General features: G+C 72.1%; 22 protein-coding genes and 1 tRNA gene. 13 read left to right on the top strand and 10 right to left on the bottom strand.

Features of this window, described 5'->3' with window-relative positions:
- Window positions 1-6: 6 nt before the first annotated feature.
- The 7 genes from AB0B58_RS34055 to AB0B58_RS34025 all read left to right on the top strand — a co-directional run bounded on the left by AB0B58_RS34055 (window position 7) and on the right by AB0B58_RS34025 (window position 5,947).
- Complete coding sequence (locus AB0B58_RS34055; protein WP_360232368.1) at window positions 7-1,017, top strand: MoxR family ATPase; 1,011 nt, start codon at window positions 7-9, stop codon at window positions 1,015-1,017.
- Window positions 1,018-1,022: 5 nt separating this feature from the next.
- Window positions 1,023-2,381 (top strand): DUF58 domain-containing protein, encoded by a 1,359-nt coding sequence (locus tag AB0B58_RS34050; RefSeq protein ID WP_360232365.1) that lies wholly within the window; start codon window positions 1,023-1,025, stop codon window positions 2,379-2,381.
- A 1-nt stretch (window position 2,382) separates the two neighbouring features.
- Entirely contained in the window at window positions 2,383-2,946 is a 564-nt protein-coding gene (locus AB0B58_RS34045) for a hypothetical protein (RefSeq protein ID WP_360232362.1), read from the top strand.
- A gap of 126 nt (window positions 2,947-3,072) precedes the next feature.
- The gene (locus AB0B58_RS34040) at window positions 3,073-4,428 is read left to right on the top strand and encodes an NAD(P)/FAD-dependent oxidoreductase (protein ID WP_360232359.1); all 1,356 of its coding nucleotides are present in this window, start codon (window positions 3,073-3,075) and stop codon (window positions 4,426-4,428) included.
- A 68-nt stretch (window positions 4,429-4,496) separates the two neighbouring features.
- A tRNA-Leu gene (locus AB0B58_RS34035) sits at window positions 4,497-4,578 on the top strand.
- A gap of 132 nt (window positions 4,579-4,710) precedes the next feature.
- The gene (locus AB0B58_RS34030) at window positions 4,711-5,544 is read left to right on the top strand and encodes a Bax inhibitor-1/YccA family protein (RefSeq protein ID WP_360232356.1); all 834 of its coding nucleotides are present in this window, start codon (window positions 4,711-4,713) and stop codon (window positions 5,542-5,544) included.
- Window positions 5,545-5,635: 91 nt separating this feature from the next.
- Complete coding sequence (locus AB0B58_RS34025; protein ID WP_360232353.1) at window positions 5,636-5,947, top strand: hypothetical protein; 312 nt, start codon at window positions 5,636-5,638, stop codon at window positions 5,945-5,947.
- Window positions 5,948-6,038: 91 nt separating this feature from the next.
- Here the strand turns inward: AB0B58_RS34025 and AB0B58_RS34020 are convergent, their stop codons facing one another.
- The 3 genes from AB0B58_RS34020 to AB0B58_RS34010 all read right to left on the bottom strand — a co-directional run bounded on the left by AB0B58_RS34020 (window position 6,039) and on the right by AB0B58_RS34010 (window position 9,288).
- Window positions 6,039-7,283, bottom strand: a complete 1,245-nt coding sequence (locus tag AB0B58_RS34020; RefSeq protein ID WP_360232350.1) for an acetyl-CoA C-acetyltransferase — start codon at window positions 7,281-7,283, stop codon at window positions 6,039-6,041.
- 67 nt (window positions 7,284-7,350) lie between these two features.
- Window positions 7,351-8,157 carry an SGNH/GDSL hydrolase family protein gene (locus AB0B58_RS34015; RefSeq protein WP_360232342.1) on the bottom strand — a complete coding sequence of 269 codons (807 nt, stop codon included), beginning with the start codon at window positions 8,155-8,157 and terminating at the stop codon, window positions 7,351-7,353.
- A 27-nt stretch (window positions 8,158-8,184) separates the two neighbouring features.
- Window positions 8,185-9,288, bottom strand: a complete 1,104-nt coding sequence (locus AB0B58_RS34010; protein ID WP_360232339.1) for an SGNH/GDSL hydrolase family protein — start codon at window positions 9,286-9,288, stop codon at window positions 8,185-8,187.
- Between the two features lie 186 nt (window positions 9,289-9,474).
- Between AB0B58_RS34010 and AB0B58_RS34005 the strand changes: the two genes are divergently transcribed.
- Complete coding sequence (locus AB0B58_RS34005) at window positions 9,475-9,831, top strand: YkvA family protein (protein ID WP_360232336.1); 357 nt, start codon at window positions 9,475-9,477, stop codon at window positions 9,829-9,831.
- A 48-nt stretch (window positions 9,832-9,879) separates the two neighbouring features.
- Window positions 9,880-11,238, top strand: a complete 1,359-nt coding sequence (locus AB0B58_RS34000) for a cystathionine beta-synthase (RefSeq protein ID WP_360232333.1) — start codon at window positions 9,880-9,882, stop codon at window positions 11,236-11,238.
- A 44-nt stretch (window positions 11,239-11,282) separates the two neighbouring features.
- Here AB0B58_RS34000 and AB0B58_RS33995 read toward each other — a convergent pair whose 3' ends face one another.
- A complete protein-coding gene (locus tag AB0B58_RS33995; RefSeq protein ID WP_360232330.1) occupies window positions 11,283-12,170 on the bottom strand; it encodes a trypsin-like peptidase domain-containing protein in 888 nt (295 codons plus the stop codon).
- A gap of 231 nt (window positions 12,171-12,401) precedes the next feature.
- Here AB0B58_RS33995 and AB0B58_RS33990 point away from each other — a divergent pair, with 231 nt between their 5' ends.
- Entirely contained in the window at window positions 12,402-12,725 is a 324-nt protein-coding gene (locus AB0B58_RS33990; RefSeq protein WP_360232327.1) for a hypothetical protein, read from the top strand.
- A 257-nt stretch (window positions 12,726-12,982) separates the two neighbouring features.
- Here the strand turns inward: AB0B58_RS33990 and AB0B58_RS33985 are convergent, their stop codons facing one another.
- The 6 genes from AB0B58_RS33985 to AB0B58_RS33960 all read right to left on the bottom strand — a co-directional run bounded on the left by AB0B58_RS33985 (window position 12,983) and on the right by AB0B58_RS33960 (window position 18,255).
- Entirely contained in the window at window positions 12,983-13,507 is a 525-nt protein-coding gene (locus AB0B58_RS33985; RefSeq protein WP_360232324.1) for a GNAT family N-acetyltransferase, read from the bottom strand.
- The gene (locus AB0B58_RS33980) at window positions 13,479-14,414 is read right to left on the bottom strand and encodes a ribonuclease Z (protein WP_360232321.1); all 936 of its coding nucleotides are present in this window, start codon (window positions 14,412-14,414) and stop codon (window positions 13,479-13,481) included. Before AB0B58_RS33980 ends, AB0B58_RS33985 begins: the two co-directional genes overlap by 29 nt.
- A 265-nt stretch (window positions 14,415-14,679) precedes the next feature.
- The gene (ppk2, locus tag AB0B58_RS33975) at window positions 14,680-15,651 is read right to left on the bottom strand and encodes a polyphosphate kinase 2 (protein ID WP_360232318.1); all 972 of its coding nucleotides are present in this window, start codon (window positions 15,649-15,651) and stop codon (window positions 14,680-14,682) included.
- A 49-nt stretch (window positions 15,652-15,700) separates the two neighbouring features.
- Window positions 15,701-17,125, bottom strand: coding sequence for a CYTH and CHAD domain-containing protein (locus tag AB0B58_RS33970; RefSeq protein WP_360232315.1), 1,425 nt, complete (start codon window positions 17,123-17,125; stop codon window positions 15,701-15,703).
- A gap of 290 nt (window positions 17,126-17,415) precedes the next feature.
- Entirely contained in the window at window positions 17,416-17,739 is a 324-nt protein-coding gene (locus tag AB0B58_RS33965) for a hypothetical protein (RefSeq protein ID WP_360232312.1), read from the bottom strand.
- 102 nt (window positions 17,740-17,841) lie between these two features.
- The gene (locus AB0B58_RS33960) at window positions 17,842-18,255 is read right to left on the bottom strand and encodes an HIT family protein (RefSeq protein ID WP_360232309.1); all 414 of its coding nucleotides are present in this window, start codon (window positions 18,253-18,255) and stop codon (window positions 17,842-17,844) included.
- Between the two features lie 24 nt (window positions 18,256-18,279).
- Here AB0B58_RS33960 and AB0B58_RS33955 point away from each other — a divergent pair, with 24 nt between their 5' ends.
- From AB0B58_RS33955 to ilvA, 3 genes are all read left to right on the top strand, one after another.
- Window positions 18,280-19,431 (top strand): cystathionine gamma-synthase, encoded by a 1,152-nt coding sequence (locus AB0B58_RS33955; protein WP_360232306.1) that lies wholly within the window; start codon window positions 18,280-18,282, stop codon window positions 19,429-19,431.
- Between the two features lie 21 nt (window positions 19,432-19,452).
- Complete coding sequence (locus AB0B58_RS33950) at window positions 19,453-20,820, top strand: amidase family protein (protein ID WP_360232303.1); 1,368 nt, start codon at window positions 19,453-19,455, stop codon at window positions 20,818-20,820.
- A 66-nt stretch (window positions 20,821-20,886) separates the two neighbouring features.
- Window positions 20,887-22,110: a threonine ammonia-lyase gene (gene ilvA / locus AB0B58_RS33945; RefSeq protein ID WP_360232300.1), complete on the top strand. Its 1,224-nt coding sequence runs from the start codon at window positions 20,887-20,889 to the stop codon at window positions 22,108-22,110.
- The last annotated feature ends 27 nt before the right edge of the window (window positions 22,111-22,137 follow it).

Here is a 22,137-nt window from a genome sequence, read left to right as displayed (position 1 = left end):
GGTTCGGTGACGGACACGAGCGTGGAGGCCCTGCCGCCGTACGAGGTGGGCAGGCTGGCCGGCGCTGTCCTGGACTCCGTCGGCAGCGTCGTCGTCGGCAAGCGGGACTCCCTCGAACTGGTGCTTGCCGGAATCCTGGCCGGCGGTCATGTGCTGCTCGAGGACCTGCCCGGCCTCGGCAAGACGCTGACCGCCCGGTGCTTCGCCCAGGCGCTCGGGCTCGACTTCCGGCGGCTGCAGTTCACCCCCGACCTGCTGCCGGCCGACGTCACCGGCTCCTTCCTCTACGACCAGCGCAAGGGCGACTTCGCCTTCCGCGCCGGGCCGGTCTTCACGAACATGCTGCTCGCCGACGAGATCAACCGGACGCCGCCGAAGACACAGGCCGCCCTGCTCGAGGCCATGCAGGAGAAGCAGGTCTCGGTCGAGGGTGTCACCTACCGCCTCGACCCGCCGTTCCACGTCCTGGCCACCGCCAACCCGATCGAGTACGAGGGCACCTACCCGCTGCCGGAGGCACAGCTGGACCGCTTCATGCTGCGCGTCTCGTTCGGCTACCCGACCCGGGACGAGGAGTGGGAGGTGCTGCGCCGCCGGATGTCCCGGCGTCAGGAGGATGCGCAGCTCGCGCCCGTCGTCGACGCCCGGCGGCTGATGGCCATGCAGGCCGCGCTCGAGCACGTCGCCGTCGAGGACTCGATCGGCCGCTACATCGTGGCGCTGACCTCCGCGACCCGCGAGCACGCGTCGGCGCTTGTCGGTTCCTCGCCGCGTGGCTCGCTGGCGCTGCTGCTGCTCGCCCGGGCCCGGGCGGTCATGGCCGGCCGCGACTACGTGGTGCCCGAGGACGTCAAGGACGTGGCCGTGCCCGCGCTCGCGCACCGGATCACGCTGCGGCCGGAGATGTGGCTGCGCCGCGTCGATCCGTCGTTCGTGGTCCAGGAGGTGCTGCAGGCGGTGCCGGCGCCGGCCAGCGGTGCCCTGCCCACGTATGCGGGCGGGTACGCCGAACAGTGACCGTCATGGAGCCGCCGCCGCTGCGTGCCGCCGTACCCACCGGGGTTGCGGCGGAGGAGGCGTGGGCGGCGCCGGCCTGGGTGCCCACCCGGGCGCTGGGCCGCACGGTCCTGCTGACCGGCCTGCTGCTGGTGCTCGGGGTGGCGCTGGGCCGGGTCGACCTGGTGCTGCTCGCGGCGCCGTTCGCCGTCGGTGCGGCCATCGGCCTGCGCCGGATGCCGCGCTCCGCGCCCGAGCTGACCATCGAGGCGGCCGAGGAGCACATCGTCGAGGGCGGCCGGGTCGAGGCCGGGCTTACCGTCGCGAACCCGGACGTGATCACCTACGACCTGGTCGTGGTCCGTGCGCGCACGTCGCCGTGGCTGGAGCTGGAGAACGCCGACCGGCCGTTCGCGATCACCGTCGCGCCCGACGGCTGGACCGGCGTCGAGCTGCCCGGCCCGGCGCTGCGCTGGGGCCGGCACGACGTCGGTCCCGCCGCCGCCCGGGTCGCGGCCTGCGGCGGGCTGCTCGCCTGCCGGCCGGTCGTCACTCCCGCGCGGGCCGTGCGCATCTTCCCCGAGACCGAGCCGTTCGCGGCCACCGAGGCGATGCCCGCGGCGGCCGGCCTGGTCGGCAACCACCGGTCGCGGCGCCCCGGCGAGGGCGGGGAGCTCGCGGGGGTACGCCCGTTCGCGCCCGGCGACCGGCTGCGCCGCATCGACTGGCGGGTGTCCCTGCGCACGCGGGACCTGCACGTGGCCTCGACGCTCTCGGACCGCGACGCCGAGGTGCTGCTCCTGCTCGACGTGCTTGGCGAGGCCGGCGCGTCCGAGGGGGTCAGGGGCCGGGCGTCGGTGCTCGACACGACCGTGCGCGCGGCCGCCGCGATCGCGGAGCATTATCTGCAGCGCGGCGACCGGGTGTCGCTGCTGGAGTACGGCTCCTCCGCCCGCCGGCTGCGACCGGCGACCGGCCGCCGGCAATATCTGACGGTGCTCGAGTGGCTGCTCGACGTGCGGGCCGACACCAACGGCGGGCAGGGCCCGCACGAGCACGTCTTCGGCGCGCACCACGTGTCGCCGGACGCCCTCGTCGTGGTGCTGACGCCTCTTGTCGACCCGCGCTCGGCCGACATGCTGGCCGGGCTGACCCAGTCGGGGCGGTACACGGTGGCCGTCGACACGCTCCCGGCCGGTGCCGCGCCGCCCAGCCGCGGACCGTGGACGCCGCTGGCCACGCGGCTGTGGCGGATGGAGCGGGAGAACGTCCTCGGCCGGCTGCGCGAGCACGGCGTGCCCGTGGTGACCTGGGCCGGGACGGGAAGCCTCGACCTGGTGCTGCGCGACGTGTCCCGGCTCGCCTCCGCACCCCGGGGGCGCTGACATGCTGGACGGCGTCAACCGGCGGATCGAGCGGGCGCGCAGGGCGGTGGTCCGCGCCACGCTGCTGCCCCTGTTGGTCCGGTGCGGCATCGGCCTGGTCTTCTTCGCGGCGATGACCGTCGCCTGGCCCGCCGGCCTGGTGGTGAGCCGTTACCTGGTGCTGCTCGGCGTCGTCGCCGTCTATCCGGCCGTCGCGCCGCGCGGCCGCGGGGTCACCTTCGCGGTCCTGGTGGTGGTGTGCGGCTGGATCCTCGACACCACGTGGGGCGACGCCCGGGTCGCGCTCTGGCGGGTGCTGAGCATCGCGACCCTGCTGTATGTCGGGCACACCCTGGCCGCGCTCGCGGCCGTGCTGCCGTACGACGCGATCGTCAACCTCGACGTGGTCGCCACCTGGCTGGGGCGCGCCCTGCTGGTGGTCCTGATCTCCGCGGTGCTGACCGTGGTCGCGCTCGGCCTGACCGCCGAGCTGGCCGGGGGTGCGTTCGTGATCGCCACCCTGGTCGGGCTCGGCGCGGCCGTCGGCATGACCCTGCTGCTGGCCCGGATGCTGCGCCGAGCGTAGTCGTTAGGCCACCCTAAGTTCCCAGCGAAATGAAACCGAAACTTGCTTGTTACGGTGCTTGACCAACGGGTTTGTCATTGGTCACAGGGCGAGGCATCGGAGCGCCGTTCGCGGGAGAATAGATCCGTGAAACCGCAGCGGATCGTCGTCGTCGGGGCAGGTCACGTGGGGCTCTACGCCGCACTGCGCCTGTCGAGGAAGCTGAACGCGCGCCAGGCCGAAGTGATCGTCATCGACCCCCAGCCGCACATGACCTACCAGCCCTTCCTGCCGGAGGCCGCCGCGGGAAACATCTCCCCGCGCCACTCCGTGGTGCCGCTGCGCCGCGAGCTCAAGCGCTGCCGGATCGTGTCCGGCGAGGTCACCAAGATCGAGCACGCCCGCAAGACGGTCACCGTCCAGCCGATCGAGGGGCCGGTCAAGGAGATCGCCTACGACCACGTCGTCGTCGCGCCGGGCTCCGTGTCGCGCACCCTGCCGATCCCCGGCCTGCGCGAGAACGGCATCGGCTTCAAGACCATCGGCGAGGCCATCTACCTGCGCAACCACATCCTCGACCGGCTCGACATCGCCGCGGTCACCCCGGACCCCGAGGTGCGCAAGGCGTCGCTGACCTTCGTCTTCGTCGGCGGCGGCTACGCGGGCATCGAGGCGCTGGCCGAGATGGAGGACGTCGTCCGCGACGCCCTGAAGTACTACCCCGAGCTGCGCAAGGACGAGGTCCGATTCGTCCTGGTCGAGGCGACCAACCGGATCCTGCCCGAGGTCGGACCCGACATGGGCGCCTACGCGGCCCGGCAGCTCGACAAGCGCGGCATCGACCTGCGCCTCGAGACCCGGCTGGAGTCGTGCACCGACGGTGTGATCAAGCTTTCCGACGGCGAGACCTTCCGCGCCGAGACCCTGGTCTGGACGGCCGGCGTCAAGCCGTCGCCGATGCTCGACCACACCGACCTGCCGCGCGGCCCCCGCGGGCACCTGACCTGCATCCCCACCCTGCAGATCGTCGACGGCGACACGGTCCTCGAGGGCGCGTGGAGTGCGGGCGACTGCGCGCAGGTCCCCGACCTGGCCAACCCGGGCGCCTGGTGCTCGCCGAGCGCTCAGCACGCGGTCCGCCAGGCGTCGCAGCTGGCCGACAACATCCGCGCCGTGATCATCGGCGCCACCCCGAAGAACTACCGCCACAAGTACGCGGGCAGCGTCGCCAGCCTCGGCCTATACAAGGGCGTGGCGAAGATCTACGGCGTCAAGCTCAAGGGCTTCCCCGCCTGGCTCATGCACCGCACCTACCACATGAGCCGCATCCCGTCGTTCAACCGCAAGGTGCGCGTGCTGGCCGACTGGACGCTGGCGTTCGTGCTCAAGCGCGAGGTCATCTCGCTGGGCCAGCTGCACGCGCCCCGCGAGGAGTTCACCCACGTGACGCCGCCGCTGGGCGACGACCGCGCGGCCGAGCCGGTGGGGGCCGGCTCGCGCTGAGCGTGTCGGCATCGTCCGGCGTTCTGCCGGGCGGACCGCACCGGCTACGGTGAGCAGCAGAGCATCCCGCCCGGGTGGTGGAACGGCAGACACGGCCGCCTTAAAAGCGGCTGCCCAAAAGGCGTGCGGGTTCGAGACCCGCCCCGGGCACGCTCGTTGTTCGCGGTCAATTCACGTTTTCAGGCTGCTCACAGCGATCGCGGGCGCCATCGGGCCGCCAATGCGCTTACCCTGGAACTGCACGCCCCTACGTGCCTCAACCTCAAAGGGAGGCTGGACACAGTGAAGACTTCAAACCCGGTGCTCTCGCGCCTCGGTCAAGCGGCCGAGCGGGAGCGGTCGGCTGGGTACAGCCCGGCCGGGCCGTACGGACCGGCCGCCGGTCAGCCGGGTTACGGTCAGCCGTACCCGACGGCCGAGGGATATCCGGCGGCGCCGCCGGCGGTACAGCCGATGACGATCGACGACGTCGTCGTGAAGACGGTGGCCCTGCTGGGCATCACCGGCCTCTCGGCCGTCGCCGCCTGGAACCTGGTACCGGACTCGCTGCTCGGCGTCGCCTGGATCGGCGCGGCCGTGGTCGGCCTGGTCCTGGGCTTCATCATCTCGTTCTCCAGGATGGCGAACCCGGCGCTGGTCGTCGCGTACGCCGTGGTGGAGGGCGCCTTCGTCGGCCTGGTTAGCAAGACCTACCAGGAGATCATGGGCTTCGAGGGCATCGTCCTGCAGGCGGTGATCGCCACCTTCGGCGTCTTCTTCGTGATGGCCATGCTCTACCGCGTCAAGGCCATCCGGGCCACCCCGAAGTTCCGGCGCGGCATGATCGCGGTGATGGGCGGCCTCTTCGCCGTCATGCTGATCAACTTCGTCCTCGCCCTCTTCGGCGTGACCACGGGCCTGCGCAGCAACGGCACGGTCGGCATCATCTTCAGCCTGGTCTGCATCGTGGTGGCGTCGCTCAGCTTCATCCTCAGCTTCAACGAGGTCGAAGAGGGCGTCCGCCTGGGCCTGCCGCAGCGCTACTCCTGGACGGCGGCGTTCGGCATCCTCGTCAGCCTGATCTGGCTCTACATCGAGATGCTGCGTCTGCTGAGCTTCCTGCAAGGCGACGATTGACCGTCGCGCACAGCGTCTGACCCGGCAGCGCCCGGCCGCCTCCCCGCGGCCCGGGCGCTGCCCCTTTTCGCGCCCCGGTAGGGTCCCGTGCGTGGATGACTTCCAGGCGGCCGTGCAGCGGCTGCTGGCCCAGGTGAGCCACTGGGAGGCCGGCCGGTGGAGCGGGGCCGCCGGCTCCGCCGAGGGCACCCGCGGAGACCTGGTTCACGGCCTGGTGCAGCGCCTCGCCGACCTCGGCGCGGACGCGGAGAACCGGCACCGGCGGCCCGTGCCTCGGCTGGCGGACACGATCCTCGCGGACCAGGTCCGGGTCACGGCCGACGATCTTATGGCGGCCCACCCGACGGACGAGACGTTGGCCGCCGCCGCCGAGGCGATCTCCGCGACCCGCGCGGGCCTCTGAGCGGGGCGGCCGGCCGTAACAGCCGGAAATGAGATCCGCCGGATCCGACGCCGTCTACGGCAGTCGAACCCGGCGGAGGAATGAGAGAGCGTCAGCTCAGGCGCTCGAGCACCATCGCCATGCCCTGGCCGCCGCCGACGCACATCGTCTCGAGGCCGATGCTCTTGTCGTGCCACTCGAGCGAGTTCAGCAGCGTTCCGGTGATCCGGGCGCCGGTCATGCCGAACGGGTGGCCGACCGCGATCGCGCCGCCGTTCACGTTCAGCTTGTCCAGCGGGATGCCCAGCTCCCGGTAGGAGGGGATGACCTGGGCCGCGAAGGCCTCGTTGATCTCGACCAGGTCGATGTCGTCGATGGTCATGCCCGCGCGCTTGAGGGCCTGCTTCGACGCCTCCACCGGGCCGAGGCCCATGATCTCCGGCGACAGGGCGGTCACGCCCGTGGAGACGACGCGGGCCAGCGGCGTGATGCCCAGCTCGCGGGCCTTCGTGTCGCTCATGATGACCACGGCGGCCGCGCCGTCGTTCAGGGGGCAGCAGTTGCCGGCGGTGATGCGGCCGTCCGGGCGGAAGACCGGCTTCAGGCCCGTCACCGCGTCCATGGTCACGCCCGGGCGGGGCCCGTCGTCGGCCGAGACGACGCGGCCGTCCGGGGTGGTCACGGGGGTGATCTCGCGCTCCCAGAAGCCGTCCGCGATCGCCTTCTCCGCCAGGTTCTGGCTGCGGACGCCGAACTCGTCCATGTCCTCGCGGCTCACGTCGTAGGCCTGGGCGAGGTTCTCCGCCGTGTAGCCCATGCCCAGGTAGATGTCCGGGAGCAGGCCGTCCTCGCGGGGGTCGTGCCACACGCCGCCGTTCTTCGCCGCCTCCGTGTTGCGGATGCGGGCCTCGGCGAACTTCGGGTTCTCCCAGCCGCCGCCGACCAGGGCCTGCGCCTCCGGCGGGAGGCTGTCGGAGTTGCCCCGGGCGAAGCGGGAGACCGTCTCGACGCCGGCCGAGATGAAGACGTCGCCCTCACCGGCCTTGATCGCGTGGAAGGCCATCCGGGTGGTCTGCAGCGACGAGGAGCAGTAGCGCGTCACGGTCGCGCCCGGCAGGCCGTCGAGGCCCAGCAGGGTGGCGACCACGCGGGCCATGTTGAAGCCCTGCTCGCCGCCCGGCAGGCCGCAGCCCAGGTAGAGGTCCTCGACCAGGGTGCGGTCCAGCTGGGGCACCTTGCTCAGCGCGGCGTCGACGATCGTGGCGGCGAGGTCGTCGGGGCGCAGGTCCTTCAGTGAGCCCTTGAAGGCGCGACCGATGGGGGAGCGGGCAGTGGCGACGATGACAGCTTCCGGCATGTGACCAACGTTAACGCGCCGGTAACTTAACGGGGAAGCGCCACTTCGTCACACCGAAATGTCCGACTTATTCGAGTGAGGTGCGGCGGCCTGCGGCCTCGGCCGCGTCCAGCACCGCCGGGAAGAGGGCGTGTGCCCACACCCGGTAGCCGTCCGCGGAGGGGTGGAAGCCGTCGTAGCAGAGGGTCCCCGCGTCCGCCCGGAACACCGCGCCGGTCTCGCCGGCGAGATCGACCACGACGCCGCCCGCGGCGGTCACCGCGGCACCCTGCGCTCGGGCCACGCGGCGGCCCACCCAGCCCGTGATCTGACGCAGCGGCGGCGCGATCGAGCGGACGGCGCCCAGGTCGGGGCAGGTGCCGACGACGACCTGGACGCCCGCGTCGCGCAGGCGGCGCACGGCGTCGCCGAGGTGCGAACCGGACTCTTCGGGGCTGTGCAGGCCGGTCGCGTCGTTCGCGCCGATCAACACCACGGCCACGTCGGGCCGCTCGCCCAGCAGGGCCCGGGCCACCTGGGTCGCCAGGTCGGCCGACCGGGAGCCGGCCACGCCGACGCTGGAGAGCAGCACGTGCCGCTGGCCGGCCTCGGGGGTGCCCTCGGCGAGCAGCCGGGCGAGCTGACCGCCGACCGTCTCGGACAGCCACTCCACGCCGACACCGATCGCGGCGGAGTCGCCGAGCAGGACGAGCCGCAGCGGGGGTGCCGAGGACGGGCCCATCGACGTGCGCAGGGCCAGGCCCATGGTCGGCTTGGCGTACCGCCGGGTGCGGGCCGCGATCGCCTCGCCCGCCAGCAGCGCGACACCCCCGACGGCCCCGGCGAACAGTGTGGCCGCCGTCGCTCTGCCGATCCGTCCCGCCAGGCCCGTCATGTCGCCTCCCTGCCGCAGTAGAACCCGTCAGTCGACGGCTGCTTGATGATCCTCAGGTGTCCACCCTACGGCGCTCGCGGCCGACCGGCCGGACGCGCTCGCAACACGCCCCTTCTCCGGGGCCGGCCGGGCCGCGCGGTGGCCGAACCGCAGGCGGGGCTCGCCGAACCAGGGGTGCCGGCGCAGCTGCGCCCAGCGACCGGCGGGACCTCGTTCGTGGCCGTCGACCTTGACCGGGCTGACCTCGGTGCCCGCCGCGCGGACCGCCTCGTGTGCCGCCTGGGGCAGGCTGCGCACGCCGTCGGGGCCCGTCGCCGGTGCGCGGTCGTCCTCGCCGAGGGTCGCCATCAGGGTCGGCATCATGACCGCGGCGGCCCGGGCGTACCCCTCGACCGAGGGGTGGAAGCGGTCGGAGCCGAACATCCGGACCGGGTCGGCCTCGAATGCCGGGCCGAGCAGGTCGCCGATGGACACCGTCCGGCCGCCGGCCTCGACCACCGCGACGGTCTGCGCGGCCGCCAGCTGCCGGCTCCATCTGCGGGCCAGCCAGCGCAGCGGCGGCTTGATCGGCTGGATCGCGCCGATGTCGGGGCAGGTGCCGACGACCACCCGGCAGCCGACGGCGCGCAGCCGGCGGACGGTGTCGCTGAGGTGGCGGACGGCCGCGGTGCGCGCCGAGAAGTGGGTGACGTCGTTGCCGCCGACCAGGATGACGGCGAGCTCCGGCTCGTACTCCAGGGCGGCGTCCACCTGGTAGGGCAGGCCCGCGGAGACCGAGCCGACCACGGCGAGCCGGTGCAGCCGGACCGGCCGGCGCAGCCGCCGGGAGACGCCGGTGGCCAGCAGCGCGCCGGGAGTCTCCCGCGGGCGGTGCACGCCGTAGCCGGCCGCGGAGGAGTCGCCGAGGATGACCATGCTCAGCGGGCGGCCGGGGAACTTGGGGCCGTAGAGCCCGTCGCCGCGCGGCGGGGGAGCCTCGGCCATCGGAATGACCTTGCGAACGCCCGCCGCCTGCCGCAGCAGCACCCCGGCCGAAAGGACCGTCAGACCCGCGGCGGCGCCGGTGACGGCGCCCGCGATCCGGCCGGCCTGCCGGAGTCGCCGGCGGTCCGCCTCCGTCCAACTGCGCACCTGAGCCACGCTCTCCCTCGCTCTCGCTCGGTGGGAACTGCCCGTCAGCCGTGGGTGGAGGCCCGGCCGCCGGCGATGGTGGGGTCTTCGAGGCTAACGCGCACATGCGACAACCGTCTTAACCCCGCGCCGAGCGGGTATGTCTGGCGCGTAGTCGTCATGCTGGTGGTAGCGAAAGGGGACGACATGCCCAGGACACTGCACCGCACCGCCGCCTTCACGGCGCTGGCGAAGGCCCTGATGTCGGGGGCCCGCGGCGGCCCCTCGATCGGCAAGCGGCTCGCCGCGCTGCCCCGGATGTTGATGGCCACCGCCAAGGGCCAGTACGACGGCGGCATGCGGGTGGCGATGATGGCCGCCGCCACCGCGTACGTGGTGTCGCCGGTCGACCTGCTGCCCGAGATGGCGCTTTTCGTCTTCGGGCTGGCCGACGACGCCGTGATGATCACGTGGCTGGCGGGCGCGGTGCTCGCCGAGACCGCGCGCTTCATCGAGTGGGAGAAACAGCGTGATGCGGTCCTGCCCGGATCCGTGGTCGGCTGAGCCGTAGGCTGACGCGGTACAGGTCAGCACCCAGAAGGGCACAGCGACGTGCGGTACTACGACAATGTAGTCGAGATCATCGGGGACACCCCCCTCGTCCGGCTGCGCAACGTCACCGAGGGCATAGCGGCGACAGTGCTTGCCAAGGTCGAATACCTGAACCCGGGCGGCTCCGTGAAGGACCGCATCGCGCTGCGCATGATCGAGGACGCCGAGAAGGCGGGTCTGCTCCGAGAGGGCGGCACGATCGTCGAGCCGACCAGTGGCAACACCGGTGTCGGGCTGGCGCTGGTCGCGCAGCTGCGCGGGTACAGGTGCGTCTTCGTCTGCCCCGACAAGGTCAGCGAGGACAAGCAGAACGTGCTGCGGGCGTACGGCGCCGAGGTCGTGGTCTGTCCGACCGCGGTGGCGCCCGAGGACCCGCGCTCGTACTACAACGTCTCGGACCGGCTGGCCCGGGACATTCCCGGCGCCTGGAAGCCCGACCAGTACAGCAACCCGGCGAACCCGCGCTCGCACTACGAGGAGACTGGACCCGAGCTCTGGAAGCAGACCGAGGGACGGATCACCCACTTCGTCGCCGGTGTCGGCACCGGCGGCACGATCACCGGCGTCGGCAGGTACCTCAAGGAGCAGGGCGACGTGCGTGTCGTCGGCGCCGACCCCGAGGGCTCCGTCTACTCCGGCGGGACCGGCCGGCCGTACCTGGTCGAGGGCGTCGGTGAGGACTTCTGGCCCACGACCTACGACCGGAGCATCTGCGACGAGGTCATCGAGGTGTCCGACTCGGACTCCTTCGACATGACCCGCAGGCTGGCCCGCGAGGAGGGCCTGCTGGTCGGCGGCAGCTGCGGCATGGCCGTGGTCGCGGCCCTGGAGGTGGCCCGCAAGGCCGGCCCGGACGACGTGATCGTCGTGCTGCTGCCCGACGGCGGCCGCGGCTACCTGTCGAAGATCTTCAACGACACCTGGATGGCCCGCTACGGCTTCCTGACCACCGGCGACGGCGAGGCCACGGTGGCGGACGCGCTCGGCGCCAAGAGCGGCGCGATGCCGCCGCTGATCCACGTGCACCCGACCGAGACGGTCCGCGACGCGATCGACTACATGCGCGAGTACGGCGTCAGCCAGCTGCCCGTGCTCAAGGCCGAGCCGCCCGTCGTCACGGGCGAGGTGGCCGGCTCGATCGCGGAGAAGGCGCTGCTGGACGCGCTGTTCACCGGCGCGGCCCACCTGCACGACACGATCGAGCGCCACATGGGCGACCCGCTGCCGATGATCGGCGGCGGCCAGCCGGTGAGCGCCGCCGTCGCGCTGCTGGAGAACGCGGACGCGGCGATGGTGCTCGTCGACGGCAAGCCGGCCGGCGTCCTCACCCGGCAGGACCTCCTGGCGCACCTGTCCTGAAAATCAAGGCGGACCGGCCCGCTCGCGACGCGAGCGGGCCGGCGCTATGACAGCTCGGCGGGGACCGTCACCACGTCGACGAAGGCGTTCTTCCGCAGCACGGTGATGGGCAGGTCGGTGCCGATCGCCGGGCCCAGCATCAGCCGTTGCAGGGCCTGCACGGACTGCACCGGTTCGCCGCCCGCGGTGACCAGGATGTCGCCCAGGTAGATGCCCGCAATGCCGGCCGGGCTGCCCGGTACCACCTCGACGACCCGCAAGCCCAGCCTCTGGCCCAGCCGCCCGGCGATCGGCGGCGGCAGCGGCACGGGCACTCCCGCGACGCCCAGCCACGCCCGGCGGACCCGGCCCGAGGTCACAAGCTCGCCGATGATGTGCCGGGTGGTCCTGTTGACCGGCACGGCCAGGCCGAGGCCGTAGCCCGCGACCGCGGTGTTGATGCCGACAACGGTGCCGGTCGAGTCGGCCAGCGCACCGCCCGAGTTGCCCGGGTTGAGCGCCGCGTCCGTCTGGATGACGTTGTCGATGATGCGGATCCGGCGGCCGTCCCGGGCCGGGAGGGAGCGGCCGAGCCCCGAGACGACGCCGGCGGTGACGGACCCGGCCAGGCCCATCGGATTGCCCACCGCCACGACGAGCTGGCCGATGCGCAGGCCGTCGGCGTCGCCGAGCGGCGCGGAGGGCGCGCCCGGGTTGTGCACGCGGACGACGGCGAGGTCGGAGAGCGGATCGACGCCGACAACGTCGAACCTGGTCTCGGTGCCGTCGGCGAAGTCGGCGGTGCCGCCGCTCGCGCCGGCGACGACATGGGCGTTGGTGAGCAGGAACCCGTCGTCGGTGAAGGTGACCGCCGAGCCGGCTCCCTCACCGCGCGGGGTGCGGACCGCCAGCGCCGCGACGGACGGCAGCAGGTTGGCGGCGACGCCGGTCACGACACGGCTGTAGGCATCGAGTGCCCTGGCTTCGACATCCGTGTGTTCGGTATCCATGACCTCCAGAACGCCGGGCCGCCGCCATCGATGCCCGTGCTGCGTCCGCCCACGGCGAACAGTGACCGTCACGGATAGTTGCGAAGGTCGCACAGATAGTCCGACCGCTGGTGGGCGGCCAGGGGTTGTATGTGTAACGACAGAGTCAACCAGCCGGACGGGAGGGTGGGGTGAATGGTCATCGCCGACCAGGCCACACCGGCCGACATCGTGGACCGCTTGCTCTGGGACGACGCGCAGCGGATGCTCGGCCGGCACGCCGAGGCCGGCCACGACGGCAACTGTGTCTGGTGTGGATGGCGGTGGCCCTGTGCGCCCCGGCGCCTCGCCGAGCGCGCCGACCTCGCCGCCCGCCGGCCGTGGCGGGAAGCCTGGACGCTGCGCCACGACCTGAACAGCCTCCGCGGGATGCCGGGCGTCCGCCTCGGACTTGACGACAACCGGATCCGGCGGGCGACCCCGAAGACCGACGAACTGAACCGAGGCTATTTCGACTGAGCCAACAAGACCACGGACGTCGGCCGGTAGCTTGACCGTCCCCCGGCAAGAACCGAACCATCGGATCGGCCGACGTCTGACTGCGGTGATGTCGCTGTGCCCCGCCAGCACACCGGCGTCCCGCGCCCGGACCCGCCCAAGAACCGTTTCGACCGGCACGCCTCCGCCGGTCGGCGCCTCCGGCCAGGCGCTAATCCGGTTCGGGCGGGCGCGGTTGGCGGGAGTGCGTGACCACAGGTTCCCCCGCATTCACTCGGTCATGCACTCCCGCCCACCACCCCGGCGACCCGCCGTCCGTAGCGAAGCTGCAGGACCGGCTCGCCGCTGAACACCTCGGTACGCGTGACGCCGTCGGCGACCCAGCCGCCGCGCTCGTAGAAGCGCCGGGCGCGGGCGTTGGCGGCGAGCACCCAGAGCACCGCCCGGTCACCGATCAGGGCGAGCGCGGGCAGCGCGTCACGCATCAGCAGCCGCCCGACGCCGGTGCCGACGTAGGCCGGGTCGGCGTGGATCGCCGACAGCTCGGCGACGCCGTCCTGCTCGCTCGGGCCCAGGTAGGTGAAGCCCGCCAGGATCTCCCCGTCGACCGCGACCGTCAGCCGGTGCGTCTCCCGCTCCCACTTCCACCGCTCCGCCCACCATTCGCCCATCGCCTCGGGCGAGCCGTAGGCCAGCGCCGCGGGGGAGAGGATGCCGGCGTACGCGGTCGCGCGCGAGTGGAAGTGCAGGGCACCGACGGCGTACAGGTCGCCGTCAGCGGCGGGACGAAGACGCACGGTCATCCGACGAACCTAGCCTGGGTGGCACCGGCACCCGCAGCAGGTCCTCGGCCAGCACGATGTCCCCGTCGAACTCCGCCCGGGCCTCGTCGAGGAAGCGCGTGCTGTCCGCGTACCGCTGGGAGAAGTGGGTGAGCAGCAGCGTGCGTACGCCCGATTGCCGGGCCACCGACGCGGCCTGGCCGGCGGTCAGGTGGCCGACCTGCGCGGCCATCGCGGTGTCTTCCGCCAGGAAGGTCGACTCGATGACCAGCAGGTCCGCGCCCTCGGCCAGCCGGAACACGTTGTCGCACATGCCGGTGTCCATGACGAAGGCGAACCGCTGGCCCGGCCGCGGCGCGCTGACCTGGTCGAGGGTGACCCGGCCGACGACGCCGGTGCGCTGCAGCTCGCTGATCATCGGGCCGGTGATGCCGTGCGCGGCGAGCAGGGACGGGACCATGCGGCGGCCGTCCGGCTCGGCCAGGCGGTAGCCGTAGGTCTCGATCGAGTGGCGCAGCGGCAGGGCCGTGAGCCGGCCCGCGGAGGTCTCCGCCAGGAAGCCGTCGGACACCGGGGCCGGCTGGATGTCGGCGACGTCGTAGAAGCTGGTGGCGTGCCGCAGCCGGTCGAAGTACTCCCGTCCGCCGGCCGGGAAGTGCATGAAGACCGGGTGCCAGACCTTGTCGAGCGAGATCCGCTGGATGATCCCGGGCAGGCCGAGCGAGTGGTCGCCGTGGAAGTGGGTGATGCACACCCGGCGCAGCGGGGTGACGGCCAGCCCGGCCAGCAGCATCTGGCGCTGGGTGCCCTCGCCCGGGTCGAAGAGGATGACCTCGTCGTCCCAGCGCAGCAGGTAGCCGTTGTGGTTCCGGTGCCGGGTCGGCACCTGGCTCGCGGTGCCGAGGACGGTGAGCTCTCGCATGATCACCTTTGAACGTGAAGCGACCCCCGGGGAATTCCGCGCACAGCGCGGTCCGGTCGGACTGGGCCGGATCCCCGGGGGTCGGGTGGCTACCTGAATTTCGCCGCACCGCTGCCACACGGTCTCGACGCTCTTACGAAGCTGTCAAGGACAGCGGCTAGCGGACAGCCACCTCACGAGTCCCGTTGCTATACAACTTCGGACCACCTCCCTTCACGTGTACGGCCACGTTAACCACTCGGGAGGCGGCGCGACAACGATTTAATGGTCACTAGAGGCGGGGGAATACCCGCGGGGACATCTCGGTACCCTCCACCGCCAGCGAGGCGGGCCCCACGACCTGCGGGTCCGGGGTGCCGACGTTCTCCGTGTCCTTGTCGTCGTAGTCGAAGCGGTTGAGCACGAACCGGATCGCCTCCAGCCGGGCACGCTTCTTGTCGTTGCTCTTCACCACGGTCCACGGGGCGTCGGCGGTGTCCGTGTAGAAGAACATCGCCTCCTTGGCCTCCGTGTAGTCGCCCCACTTGTCCAGCGACTCGAGATCCATCTTCGAGAGCTTCCACTGCCGGACCGGGTCGACCTGGCGGATCGCGAAACGGGTGCGCTGCTCGCCCTGCGACACCGAGAACCAGAACTTGATCAGGTTGATGCCCGAGCGCACCAGCATCCGCTCGAGGTCCGGAGCCTGGCGCATGAACTCCAGGTACTCGACCCGGGTGCAGAAGCCCATGACCCGCTCGACGCCGGCCCGGTTGTACCAGGAGCGGTCGAAGAGCACGATCTCGCCGGCCGCCGGCAGGTGCTTGATGTAGCGCTGGAAGTACCACTGGCTGCTCTCGCGCTCGCTGGGCTTCTCCAGCGCCACGACGGACGCGCCGCGCGGGTTCAGGTGCTCCATGAACCGCTTGATCGTGCCGCCCTTGCCGGCGGCGTCGCGGCCCTCGAAGAGGAACACCATCCGCTCGCCGGTGCGCTTGCACCACTTCTGCAGCTTGAGCAGCTCGATCTGCAGCAGGCGCTTGTGACGGTCGTACTCTCCGCGGGGCATCCGGAAGTCGTACGGATAGTCCTCGCGCCACGTGTCGATCGGGCTGCCGTCGGCGTTGAGCAGCACCGGGTCGTCGTCATCGTCGTCCGCGACCCGGTAACCGGCCAGCTCGGCGATCGGGCCGTGGTAGGGGCGCGTGATCTGCTCCGCGTCCCACTGGTGCCCGTTCTGGTCGTGCTCCTGGTCGGCCTGCATGAGCCCCTGCTTACCCACTCACAGCGCGGTTGTACCGAGTGGCGCAACGTCAGCCTAGCCAGGCCCGTAGCTTCTTGCGGCGCGAAGCCTTGATCGCGGCCGGCAGCTCACGCAGGGTCGCCTCGCCGACCTGCTCCTGCCGGCCGTAGAGGACGCCGTAGCCGAAGGCGTCCGGCGCGGTCCGGGCCACGTCGCGCAGAACCTCCCGGGCGACCACCGAGTCCTGATGCCCGCCCAGCACGTCCTGCAGCCCGGTCAATGCCTTGACCAGGCGTTTGCCGGGCTTGCCGACGCCCGGTGCGAAGACCTCGACGCCATATCGGGCCTGTTTGTAGGCCTTGCGGGCCTCGTGCAGCTCGGCGTCCACCCCGTCGGCGGTGGCCTCGTCGAGCAGCCGGTCGGCCTTGCGCAGCGCCTTGCGGGCCCGGCGTGGCGCGTCCGCGTCGTCCGGCTCCGCGTCGTCGACCAGTTCGTCCATCGCGTCGAGCAGGGCCAGGTAGCGCTCGCTGTCCAGGGCCGCGACCAGTTCTTCCTTGCCGCGTGCGACGTCCGCGTCGAGTCGCTCGCGGATGCCGGCGGCCACCTCCGGGAACTCGCCCGCGACGGTCAGCAGCTTGTGGCCGAGCACCTGGCCGTCGCGGACGGCGCCGAGGCGGTCCGCCAGCCACTTCAGCTCGACCTTGAGCGCCGTCGCGCGATCGGGGTCGAACGAGCCCTTGAACGTCTTGAGGGTGCTGCGCAGGCGGCGGGTCGCCACCCGCATCTTGTGCACGGCCTCGGCGGCGCCCGCGCGTACCCCCGGGTCCTCGGCCTCGACGGCCTCGCGCTGCTCCCGGGCGTACCGGAGCACGGGGTTGATCTTCTTGCCGCTGCGCTCCGGCGGCGCGAGGCGGTCGCCGAGCGCGCGGGCCAGCTTCGACGGACCGGCCGCCGGGGTGGCGCCGGCGGCGCGGAGCAGACCCTCGACGGCGTCGAGCACCTCCGGGCCGCCGTCGACGAGCTCGACCTCGATCTCCTGCCAGCGCTGCTCCTCGCCGCCGGTCTCCGCGCAGACCTGGTCCTGCGCGACGAGCGCGAGGGTGCGGTCGTCGGCGTCGCGCAGCGGCGTCTCCACCCGGTGCGTCCGCAGCCGCGCGACGGGCAGCAGCCGCCGGGTCCGCACGATCGTGCGGACCTCCGCGACCAGTTCGGCCGGTACGTCGTCGCCGTCGGTCAGCGGCATCCGGTGCTCGGTGCGGCTCGAGCCGTCGCCCGGGGTCTTGAGATGCCAGCCGGCGTCCTCGCCGCCGGTGCGTCGTCGCAGGGTGCGCCGGTTGCGGGCCAGCCGCAGGTCCTCGGTGTCGAAGTAGGTCGCGTCGAGATCGTGGGTATCGGCCTCGCCGTGCCGGCTGACCCCGGCGGCGCCGGCGAGCGGCGGCAACGAGAAACCGGCGGGGACGTCGTACTTGCGTTCGGTTTCGGTCGCCGTCTGCATACCCTTCAATATGCCCGGTGGGGTGGTGACTCAGCCATCTCTCAGCGAAACGGGAAAGCGCGGTCCTTCCGCCCCCAGCCCGGGATTCCCAGCTCATTCGGTGCTTTGGTTCAGCGATTTCCCAGAAAGCGAACGCACACTAAACCGAGGCCCCTGCGGGATCCGGCGCTCGTCCCCCGTGCGGGCGCCGGGTCCCCCAGGCCTGACGAGAGCGCCGCTCCGACCGCCGCCCCGGTCGGGGTGGCGCTCTTTCCTTACCGGCACCCGGGGGATTCCCGCAGGCCGGAGCGTCAGGCCGCCGCCTCGTCGCAGTTGCGGAGATACTGCGCCCGCGAGTAGTGCGCGGCGGCGGCGCCGTAGTACATCGTCGCGAGCGTGACGTGGAAGCTGTTGTCGGTCAGGGCGTTCTTCGCGTTGGCGGTCTCCGACCAGCGGATCTCCGCGTCCGAGGCGCTGATCCCCCGCCGGGCGCAGCGCTGGCGGTAGAGCTCCTTGCCGAGCCGCCAGGTCTCGAGCGCGCTCTCGGCCTGCTTCATCATCGCCCGGGCGGTCTCGATGAGGGCCTCGGCAAGGGCCCAGGCGGCCCGCTCCTCCTCGTTGTTGAAGTCGGGCATGGTGTACCTCCCCTGCCGGCCCTCCTGATTTGTCCTCTTGTTCAGTGTGTGATCAACGTCGGCGCCTGTCGATCTTTTACACCCGCAAGAAGGACGGGCGCCTCACCCGAGAGCGGCGGCGATCCGGCCGGCGTACGACCGGGCCTCGTCGTCGGAGGCGTAGGTGTGCCGGGGCCAGAAGAAGCCGCGCAGGCCGTCGCCCTTGGTCCGGGGCACGACGTGCGCGTGCAGGTGCGGCACCGACTGCGACACGACGTTGTTCATCGCCACGAAGGTGCCCTGCGAACCGAGCGCCGCGGGCACCGCCGCCGCCACCCGCTGCACCAGAGCGAAGAACCCCGGCAGCAGCTCGGCGGGCAGGTCGGTCAGTTGCGCGACGTGCGGGCGCGGAACCACCAGCACGTGGCCCTTGAAGACCGGGCGGATGTCGAGGAAGCCGATGCCGTCCGGGGAGTCGACGACCTTGAACGCGGGAACCGTGTCCGCCACGATCGGGCAGAAGAGGCAGCCGGGCATCAGGGCAGACTAGCCTTGCGATTCATGACGGGTAACACGTACGGCTTCGACACCCTTGCCATCCACGCCGGGCAGGATCCCGACCCACGGACCGGGGCTGTCGTGCCCCCGATCTACCAGACCAGCACCTACGCGCAGGACGCCGTCGGCTCGCCCCGGCTCGGCTACGAGTACAGCCGCTCGGGCAACCCGACCCGCGACGCCCTGCAGGAGTGCCTCGCCGCGATCGAGGGCGGCCGTCGCGGCCTGGCCTTCGCCAGCGGCCTCGCGGCCGAGGACACGCTGCTGCGTACCGTGTGCCGGCCCGGGGACCACGTGGTGATCCCGGACGACGCGTACGGCGGCACCTACCGGCTCTTCGCGAAGGTCGCCGAGAACTGGGGTCTGGACTGGACCGCGGTGCCGCTGGGCGACCTGGACAAGGTCCGGGCCGCGTTCCGCCCCGGGCACACCCGGCTGATCTGGGCCGAGACCCCCACCAACCCGCTGCTGAACATCGCCGACGTACCCGCCCTCGCCGGGCTCGCACACGAGTACGACGCGCTGCTGGCCGTCGACAACACGTTCGCCTCGCCGTACCTGCAGCAGCCGATCGGCCTCGGCGCCGACGTCGTCATCCACTCGACGACCAAGTACCTCGGCGGGCACTCTGACGTGGTCGGCGGCGCGCTGATCGCGGCCGACGACGGCCTCGGCGATGAACTGGCCTTCCACCAGAACGCGATGGGCGCGGTCAACGGCCCGTTCGACGCCTGGCTGACGCTGCGCGGCATCAAGACCCTCGGCGTACGCATGGACCGGCACTGCGACAACGCCGAGCGCATCGTCGCGTACCTGCAGGACCACCGGGCGGTCGGCCAGGTGCTCTACCCGGGGCTCGAGTCGCATCCCGGACATGAGACCGCCGCGAAGCAGATGTCGCGCTTCGGCGGCATGATCTCGTTCCGCGCGGCCGGCGGCCCTGAGCAGGCGATCAACATCTGCAACCGGACAAAGCTCTTCGTGCTCGCCGAGTCGCTGGGCGGTGTCGAGTCGCTCATCGAGCACCCGGGACAGATGACACACCTGTCCACGGCGGGTTCACCGCTTGAAGTCCCCGCCGATCTCGTGCGACTGTCTGTCGGCATCGAAACCGTTGACGATCTGCTCGCGGATCTGGAGCAGGCGCTCGGCTAGGTCCTACAGACGGAGCGGGCCATGGACAACCTGGCGACCACTTGGGTGGGTGCCACGGCGAAGCAGATCTCGCGCGCGGTCCGGCGCGGTGACACGACCGCGACTCAGGTCGTCGCCGATCACCTCGAGCAGATCGCGATCTCCGACCCCGCGCTCGCGGCGTTCCGGGTGGTGCGCGGCGGCGAGGCGATCGCCGAGGCCGAGAAGGTGGACGACCAGGAGGACCTGGCCAATCTGCCCCTCGCCGGCGTGCCGGTCGCGGTGAAGGAGAACACGCCGGTCGCGGGCCTGCCGACCTGGCACGGCTCGGCGGCGGCCCGCTCGGCCGTCGCCGAGGACGACCACGAGGTGGTGCGCCGGCTGCGCGGCGCCGGAGCGGTGGTCGTCGGGGTCACCCGGATGCCCGAGATGGGCCTCTGGGCGACCACCGACGGCGCGGACGGGCCCACCCGCAACCCCTGGTCGCTCGACCGGACGCCCGGCGGCTCGTCGGGCGGCTCGGCCGCGGCGGTCGCCGCCGGCCTGGTGCCCATCGCGCACGGCAACGACGGCCTCGGGTCGGTGCGCATCCCGGCGGCGTGCTGCGGCCTGGTCGGGCTCAAGCCCGGCCGCGGGGTGGTCCCGTGCGACCTCGGCGTCGACGGCTGGCTCGGCCTGGTGGAGAACGGCATCCTGGCCACCACGGTGGCCGATGCCACGCTCGGCTTCAGCGTGATGGCCGGGCGGGCCCCGGCGAAGCTCGTGCAGCCGCAACGGCTGCGGGTCGGCGTCTCGTTGCGCTCACCGGTGGCCGGCGTACGCCCGGACGAGCCCAACCGCGAGGCCGTCGCCACCGCGGCGAAGCTGCTCGTCGGCGCCGGGCACGACACGGTGACCGCCGATCCCGCCTACTCGACCGGCACCGGGCTGGCCGGGCTGGCCACGTGGTTCGCCTGCGCCTTCCTCGAGGCGCAGTCGGCGGGGCTGGACGTGCGGACGCTGCAGCCGCGCACCCGGCGGCACGTCCGGCTGGGCCGGCTCATGTGGAAGCGGGGCTGGGCGAGGCAGGCGGCGCGCGACGACTGGCGCGAGAAGAGCATCCGGTTCTTCGCCGACCACAACATCGACGTGCTGCTCACCCCCGCGCTTGCGGCCACGCCGCCGCCCGCCGAGGGGCACTCAACCGGAAGCTGGCAGCGCAACATGCGGGTCAACATGCGGTACGCCCCGTACGCCGCGCCCTGGAACATCGCCGGCCTGCCCGCGATCGTGGTCCCGGTCGGCCTGCGCCCGGACGGGCTGCCGGTCGGCGTGCAACTGGTCGGCCCGCCCGACTCCGAGTTGCTGCTGCTCGCGATCGCCGGGCAGTTCGAGGTGGCGAACCCGTGGCCTCGCCACGCCTTCGTCTGACGGGGGTGGCACGATCAGAGGCATGAGCGACCGCACCGCAGCGAAGCAAGGGCCGGGTGGGTCGGCATGAACGAGTTGTTGGAGCTTGCCGACATCGAGGCCGCCAGGGAACTGCTCACCGGGATCGTGAAGACCACCCCGCTGGAGTACTCCCTGCCGCTCACCCGGACCCTGGGCGTGCCGATCTGGCTCAAGTGCGAGAACCAGCAGCGCGCCGGTTCCTACAAGGTGCGCGGCGCATACACGCGGATCTCCCGGCTCACCGACGCCGAGCGCGCCCGCGGCGTCGTCGCCGCGAGCGCGGGCAACCACGCGCAGGGCGTGGCCCTGGCGGCGGGCATCCTGGGCGCGAAGTCCACGGTCTTCATGCCGGAGGGCGCGCCGCTGCCGAAGGTCTCGGCCACCAAGGGCTACGGCGCCTCGATCGAGTACGCGGGCAACACCGTCGACGACGCGCTCACCGCGGCCCGGGAGTTCGCCGCGGCGACCGGCGCGATCCTGATCCACCCGTTCGACCACCCGGACGTCATCGCCGGGCAGGGCACCGTCGGGCTGGAGATCCTCGAGCAGTGCCCCGAGGTGGGCACGATCGTGACCGCCGTCGGCGGCGGCGGGCTGATCTCCGGGGTCGCGGTCGCGGCCCGGGCGCTCCGGCCGGACATCCGCATCATCGGCGTGCAGGCCGTCGGCGCCGCCGCCTATCCGCCCTCGCTGGCGGCGGGGGAGCCGCGGACGCTCGAACGGTCCGCGACGATCGCCGACGGCATCGCCGTCATGCGCCCGGGTGTGCTGAACTTCGCCCACGTCAGCAAGCTCGTCGACGACGTGGTCACGGTCACCGACGAGGACCTGTCGGCGGCCCTGCTGGTGCTGCTGGAGCGGCACAAGATGGTGGTCGAGCCGGCCGGCGGCGCGGCGGTTGCCGCCCTGCTCACCGGCAAGGTCGACCTGAAGCCGCCGGTCGTGGCGATCCTCTCCGGTGGCAACATCGACCCGATGCTGCTGCTGCGGGTGATCGAGCACGGCCTGGTCTCGGCGGGCCGCTTCCTGCGGCTCTCGGTACGCACCGGCGACCAGCCCGGCGAGCTGGCCCGGCTGCTCGCGGAGATCGCGGAGCAGCGGGCCAACATCGTCGACGTGGCGCACTCGCGGCAGAACCCGCGGCTGAGCTTCGGCGAGGTCGAGGTGCAGCTGTCGGTGGAGACCCGGGGGCCGGACCACTCGGCGGCGCTGATCGGCGCCCTGCACGGCTCGGGTTACACGGTCACGCTGCTGTCCGGCACGCTCTGACCCACAAGCGCGATCCCCGGACCGCGA

Source organism: Actinoplanes sp. NPDC049118 (assembly GCF_040648555.1).
Lineage (GTDB): Bacteria > Actinomycetota > Actinomycetes > Mycobacteriales > Micromonosporaceae > Actinoplanes.
Note: the sequence above shows the minus strand (reverse complement) of the source record. Positions and strands in the feature narration are given on the sequence as shown.

Excerpts from the sequence above, each read along its gene's own strand:
- AB0B58_RS34050 (WP_360232365.1), top strand. The coding sequence starts at position 1,023 with ATGGAGCCGCCGCCGCTGCGTGCCGCCGTACCCACCGGGGTTGCGGCG.
- AB0B58_RS34045 (WP_360232362.1), top strand. The coding sequence starts at position 2,383 with ATGCTGGACGGCGTCAACCGGCGGATCGAGCGGGCGCGCAGGGCGGTG.
- AB0B58_RS34020 (WP_360232350.1), bottom strand. The coding sequence starts at position 7,283 with ATGCCGGAAGCTGTCATCGTCGCCACTGCCCGCTCCCCCATCGGTCGC.
- AB0B58_RS34015 (WP_360232342.1), bottom strand. The coding sequence starts at position 8,157 with ATGACGGGCCTGGCGGGACGGATCGGCAGAGCGACGGCGGCCACACTG.
- AB0B58_RS34005 (WP_360232336.1), top strand. The coding sequence starts at position 9,475 with ATGCCCAGGACACTGCACCGCACCGCCGCCTTCACGGCGCTGGCGAAG.
- AB0B58_RS33990 (WP_360232327.1), top strand. The coding sequence starts at position 12,402 with ATGGTCATCGCCGACCAGGCCACACCGGCCGACATCGTGGACCGCTTG.
- AB0B58_RS33985 (WP_360232324.1), bottom strand. The coding sequence starts at position 13,507 with ATGACCGTGCGTCTTCGTCCCGCCGCTGACGGCGACCTGTACGCCGTC.
- ppk2 (WP_360232318.1), bottom strand. The coding sequence starts at position 15,651 with ATGCAGGCCGACCAGGAGCACGACCAGAACGGGCACCAGTGGGACGCG.
- AB0B58_RS33970 (WP_360232315.1), bottom strand. The coding sequence starts at position 17,125 with ATGCAGACGGCGACCGAAACCGAACGCAAGTACGACGTCCCCGCCGGT.
- AB0B58_RS33965 (WP_360232312.1), bottom strand. The coding sequence starts at position 17,739 with ATGCCCGACTTCAACAACGAGGAGGAGCGGGCCGCCTGGGCCCTTGCC.
- AB0B58_RS33960 (WP_360232309.1), bottom strand. The coding sequence starts at position 18,255 with ATGCCCGGCTGCCTCTTCTGCCCGATCGTGGCGGACACGGTTCCCGCG.
- AB0B58_RS33955 (WP_360232306.1), top strand. The coding sequence starts at position 18,280 with ATGACGGGTAACACGTACGGCTTCGACACCCTTGCCATCCACGCCGGG.
- AB0B58_RS33950 (WP_360232303.1), top strand. The coding sequence starts at position 19,453 with ATGGACAACCTGGCGACCACTTGGGTGGGTGCCACGGCGAAGCAGATC.
- ilvA (WP_360232300.1), top strand. The coding sequence starts at position 20,887 with ATGAACGAGTTGTTGGAGCTTGCCGACATCGAGGCCGCCAGGGAACTG.